The following is a 5,051-nucleotide window of genomic DNA, read 5'->3' as shown; positions in this document are numbered from 1 at the left end:
AAATGGCAGTGGGACTTCCAGGCCAATACTATTAAACACCGGCGTGTACTCTCAATTCCCAGACTAGGGCGAGAAGTGCGGAAGCATCGACGCTACCACATTCGAGAGCAACAATACCGGTGGGCAATCATAGAATATCAACGGTTAACGCACTTCTGTGGGATGACAGAATTATGAGGGGATCCGCCAGCGCCCGCTTAACTTGCTGCCAACTGCACCAAACTCAAACAGACCACCGTAATCACAAAAGCCAAACCGAAGTAAAAATGCCATAGGTTGGCAGTCAGGTTTAAGCGATTGTTATGTGTGTTGCTTTAACCTAGCGATATGACTTTTATACTTCTTCTCACGCCACCACCAAATTACTAAACTGAAAGAAAAGGCACCAATCAATGCCCAAAAACCACTCATTAATATGTCGGTAATTTGCGCCCTACTCCAAGCAGTTTCAGAGCTAAATGTCGGTTCAATACTACTCCCTATCATCACGCCTAGGACAGCAGGAAACGATGTACCGACAGCAAACCTAAGACTTCCCTTTTTTCGCTCTAGTTTCCACCTAGATAACTCAACATCCGGGTCTTTCATTATCTCCTCCGTAAGATATTCGGTATGAACACATAACGAATGACATGGATTCCCCCTACCGAGACTCTGCCACACTTATGTGGTCACTGCTAACACTGGAGGCACCATGTCCGATTATTCATTTTTCTGCGGTATCGACTTAGCCAAGAACCATTTCAGTCTGCACGCCGTTGACTGCAACGGTAAGGTCATTCTGCATAAGTCTGTCACCCGCTCTAAACTATTGACCACAATAGCAAACATGCCGCCTATGCGTATAGGCCTTGAAGCGTGTGGCGGTGCGCACTATTGGGCACGAACACTCAACAAACTCGGTCACGATACTCGTATCATGGCGGCTAAATACGTTGCTCCTTACCGAACCAGGGGGAAAAACGACCTCAATGATGCCGTTGCTATCTGCGAGGCAGTCCAGCGGCCCAACACCCGCTCTGTTCCCGTTAAGTCTCCGGAACAACAAGCTGTCCTGTCCGTTCACCGCATGCGTGAGCATTGGGTTCGCGAACGCACCGCACTGATGAACCGCATTCGGGCATTACTCTCCGAATTTGGCCTGGTGCTGCCTGTCGGGCGCTCTGCTCTGATGAAGCAGGTCCCTCTTATCCTTGAAGATGCAGAGAACGAGTTGCCTGAACTGGCCAGAGCCGTTCTGTCTGACTCCTACTATCATCTTGGCGACCTCAATCAGCGTATCGCGGACACCGAGCGAACCTTTGATGCGTTCGCCAAAGTCAGCTCCAACGCACAGCGAATCATGAAAGTACGAGGTATCGGCCCCCAAACGGCTACAGCCATACTGGCCTCCATCGGAAACGGTGCTCAATTTGATAAGAGCCGCGATTTCTCTGCATGGTTGGGCTTAGTCCCCAAACAGTATTCAACGGGAGGTAAGCCAAAACTTGGCAGAATCACCAAGCACGGGGATAAGTACCTTCGAACCCTGTTAGTGCACGGTGCCAGAACGGTTATCGCCAATCTGGGAGATAAACAGGACAGGCTCAGTCAGTGGTGTCGAAATCTATTAGAGCGACGAGGAATGAACCGGGCTGTGGTGGCACTCGCCGCCAAAAATGCCCGTATCATCTGGTCGCTGTTACATAATCAAACGGAATATGAAGATTACGCTGCTTAACCACTAAGAGTTAAACAGCGCAATCAGAGTTACACCCACCGGGTCATAGCAAACGCAATGGATGGAGATAGGTTAAGACCACTTGCGGAGAGCCTGTTAATTGGGCGGACACACTTGATGTCATCTAACGAATAAGGCACCGCAGTCGCGCAAAGTCATCAGGGCCACGACGTATGCGAATCGTCGATAAACAGGCCGAATGTAGAGCGGCAGTCCGAAACCCATCACCTGAAGTTTAGCGGTTGTTTGACAACCGGGGGAATCCATGTAGCCCAATTAAGCGGCTGCTAACACCACAAAACTCATACTAAGCCACCGTAAACACCGCTACCAACCGGAACCAAAAGCGCCACAGGTTAGCAGTCCGACTTTAATTGATTGTTATGTTCGAATTACAACGACACAGTTAACTCAATTTCCCTAACTTCTTGATAAACCTCAGCCGAAGTGTTCAATAACTCGGGATAAGGAAAGCTATTTTCAACCGATGACTTAACTTCCGAATCAAACCTTTCCACACCACTACTCTGAATCAGAGTATATGATTCCAAACCTGCACTGGAGTTAAGCACAAAGTGCACTTTTGCCTCCAAACCACGAAAACCCTCATGAATTACAAAATTGTTCATAATTCTAGAACGAATTTTAGCTCCACAAGACGTAACATCAGTACATTCTGGTTGATATGAGTTAGCACAACCAAACAACAGTAAAGTAAATACCAAAGTGACTAACTTTGTCATTCGTTCTCCTAGAACATAACGCCAACACAAGTTGCGCCACGGTGAACTCACCAAGCGCACTGCACTTCATACCAAAAACGCCGAGCAAAATGCGTCAACTTGATGTTTTTGTTAGTTTGCCTGAACGTCTCGTCCAAAGGCTTGGTGCCAAGGCGCTGATTTAACAGATAAACTACTGGTTTCTGGCGTAGAAGTACAATGGGCAGCTTAAATATCATACCCACAATACAAAACTCACTTGGCAAAGAAGCGACATGCGTAGAACTCCACGGTTCTTCACTTCAAATCTGGCAAAGGATTCGGCCAGTGAAGCCGACAACCGCGTGCGCCAATACTTGCTTTCATGACCAAGCTGAAACACCAAAGAAACAGCGCCAATGAACACCGAAACAGTGATAGAAACCGTAACCGATCACCCTACCGAAACCACTTCGATTTCAGTGCCACCGGAAAGGACTTGGTGGCAGCGAAACTAACAGGTGAATAGCTAGAACGATGGACTAAGCTCTTAAATTTTAACGCTTTTACTTATGCAAACTAACGCCTGCCATAAGGTGTACCCCGTTGAACCAACAAAGCGCACCAAACTTCATACCAAAACCGCCGAGTGTAACGCATCACCTTAATGGCTTTGTTATGTTTTTATTTTTCAAGGGTTTCTATTAAAAATAGAGCCATAGAACCAGATAGGTTAACAGCTAATTCTGCATGCCTTACTGACGGCTTTACTGATAAATGACTCTTACCATGGGCATCACCATGCTTATTTCTCAAACTGCCAAGTCCATTAACGATTGCCGAGCAACCACCTAGAATTTGCTTAAATATTTGTTCTGAATGTTGCTCTGGAGCCATATTGAGCTCTTTAGATGCCATTTTATATAGTTCTGATAACTCTAGTTTTGCAGGGTTATATTCAACACCTTTGCTATCTAAAATATGCTTACAACAACTTTCAAGCAATGTACGTGAAAGTGTTATTGCCCCTTCGGGATCATTGGATTTACGTTCTAAGGCTTTAGTCCAATGATCGTGTACATATTGAGAGTTAATGGTTGTTAAACGCTTAGCGATCAAATCCGCTGCTGGGTTTTTATCTGACGATTCAAGAGCTGAAAGGATTTGATTAAACTCAGCCCAAATAAAATCGCGACGGGGCTGATAACCCTCGATCTTCTTTATATACTGCCAAAATTGACTTAGAGACCGACATGTCCTTACCCAACTAGGTAAATATTCAACTAAGCTTGAATCAGCCAATAATACTTGTCGAAGTTCTAAATATTCATTTTCGTCAGGTAAACCACCTGTCGCACGATCAAGACAGATATTTTGAAATGATTCGACACGTTCAAATGAACTTTGTAAATAATCCACCTTACTTCCTTTTAAAAACATAACGCCTTGTTCTTACGAATCCCCTCATAATTTCCTTTCAAAACAATGAGTAGACGCACATCGCCCTATCTGATCTAATGAATTTCGCCAAAAACACACCTTCACAGATAGATAAGAAAGAGATTCTTAGCGATGTGCGATATCCAGATTCTACAGCAAACACTGGCTCAACAGTGTCCCAACATTCACAAAAAACGACTTAATTCTCTGATACTTGCTACCAAATCCGTTCTCGACGGCGCTGAGTTGACCCTGACCAAAATTGGTCGTTCACTTGAAGCAAATACCACGGTAAAGCATTCAATTAAACGCATCGACAGACTCCTCGGAAACCACAACCTTCACCGAGAAAAAGACGCCATCTATAAATGGCATGCTTCACTTATTACCCACGCTAACCCCTTTCCTGTTGTTCTTGTCGATTGGTCTGATGTTCGAGAGCAACTACGGTACATGACCTTACGTGCGTCGATTGCTGTTAAGGGACGAGCGGTGACGCTATACGAGCAAGCTTTCGAATATAAACAGTACAACTCACCCAACAGTCACCAACTCTTCTTGAACAAACTGCAAACCATACTCCCTGACGGATGTGTTCCAATCATTGTTTCCGATGCTGGCTTTCGAAATACCTGGTTTCGACAAGTAGAAAGTAAAGGGTGGTTCTGGCTTGGCCGTGTTCGTGGCGAAGTCTCTATCAAACTTCCTAACCAAGCTTGGTGCTCGAACAAAACCTTCTATCCAGAAGCCACTGATAAACCGCGTTTTCTTGGTGAATGTGAACTAGCGAAACGCTCCCCTCTAAAGTGTTCTGCTTACTTGTATAAGGGTCAACCCAAAGGCAGAAAGGCACATCGTCACAGCAGAACTTGTCAAAAGCACTCGGCTGGAAAAGTATTCCTCAAAGGTGCAAAAGAACCGTGGTTACTTGTTACGAGTTTGCCCAATAACATCATGAATGGGATTCAGATAACTCAACTCTACTCAAAGCGAATGCAGATAGAAGAATCCTTTCGGGATCTCAAAAGTCCTGCTTATGGGTTAGCACTGAGGCACAATCGAACCCGATGCACCAAGCGCATCGACATCTTGTTGCTCATGGCGCTACTGGCCGAAATCATTATGTGGTGGAATGGGCTAATCGCGATGCAAGCCAAATGGCAGTGGGACTTCCAGGCCAATACTATTAA

The 5,051-nt window shown here is 45.4% G+C and carries 5 protein-coding genes; 2 read left to right on the top strand and 3 right to left on the bottom strand.

The genetic code is table 11. The annotated features are described in order from the left end of the window. Nucleotides 1–300 precede the first annotated feature (300 nt). Nucleotides 301–588, bottom strand: a complete 288-nt coding sequence (locus tag ACVB80_RS24200) for a hypothetical protein (RefSeq protein ID WP_481083825.1) — start codon at nucleotides 586–588, stop codon at nucleotides 301–303. A gap of 106 nt (nucleotides 589–694) precedes the next feature. Between ACVB80_RS24200 and ACVB80_RS24195 the strand changes: the two genes are divergently transcribed. Further along, nucleotides 695–1,720 carry an IS110 family RNA-guided transposase gene (locus tag ACVB80_RS24195; protein ID WP_481083824.1) on the top strand — a complete coding sequence of 342 codons (1,026 nt, stop codon included), beginning with the start codon at nucleotides 695–697 and terminating at the stop codon, nucleotides 1,718–1,720. Nucleotides 1,721–2,112: 392 nt separating this feature from the next. On the opposite strand, the gene ACVB80_RS24190 is transcribed toward ACVB80_RS24195, so the two are convergent. Together ACVB80_RS24190 and ACVB80_RS24185 are read right to left on the bottom strand one after the other, a co-directional pair. Further along, nucleotides 2,113–2,463 (bottom strand): TonB C-terminal domain-containing protein, encoded by a 351-nt coding sequence (locus ACVB80_RS24190; RefSeq protein WP_481083823.1) that lies wholly within the window; start codon nucleotides 2,461–2,463, stop codon nucleotides 2,113–2,115. 642 nt (nucleotides 2,464–3,105) lie between these two features. Further along, the gene (locus ACVB80_RS24185; RefSeq protein WP_481083822.1) at nucleotides 3,106–3,840 is read right to left on the bottom strand and encodes an abortive infection family protein; all 735 of its coding nucleotides are present in this window, start codon (nucleotides 3,838–3,840) and stop codon (nucleotides 3,106–3,108) included. Between the two features lie 153 nt (nucleotides 3,841–3,993). On the opposite strand from ACVB80_RS24185, the gene ACVB80_RS24180 reads away from it, so the two are divergent. Then, on the top strand, nucleotides 3,994–5,051 hold a 1,058-nt coding region (locus tag ACVB80_RS24180; protein ID WP_481083821.1), incomplete at its 3' end, for an IS4 family transposase.

It is taken from the genome of Vibrio sp. 9-16B-A1 (assembly GCF_056726165.1).
This window is presented reverse-complemented; position numbering and strand designations above follow the sequence as displayed.

Bases quoted from the DNA above. Each gene is read 5' to 3' on its own strand.
- ACVB80_RS24200 (WP_481083825.1), bottom strand. From the start codon at position 588: ATGAAAGACCCGGATGTTGAGTTATCTAGGTGGAAACTAGAGCGAAAA.
- ACVB80_RS24195 (WP_481083824.1), top strand. From the start codon at position 695: ATGTCCGATTATTCATTTTTCTGCGGTATCGACTTAGCCAAGAACCAT.
- ACVB80_RS24190 (WP_481083823.1), bottom strand. From the start codon at position 2,463: ATGACAAAGTTAGTCACTTTGGTATTTACTTTACTGTTGTTTGGTTGT.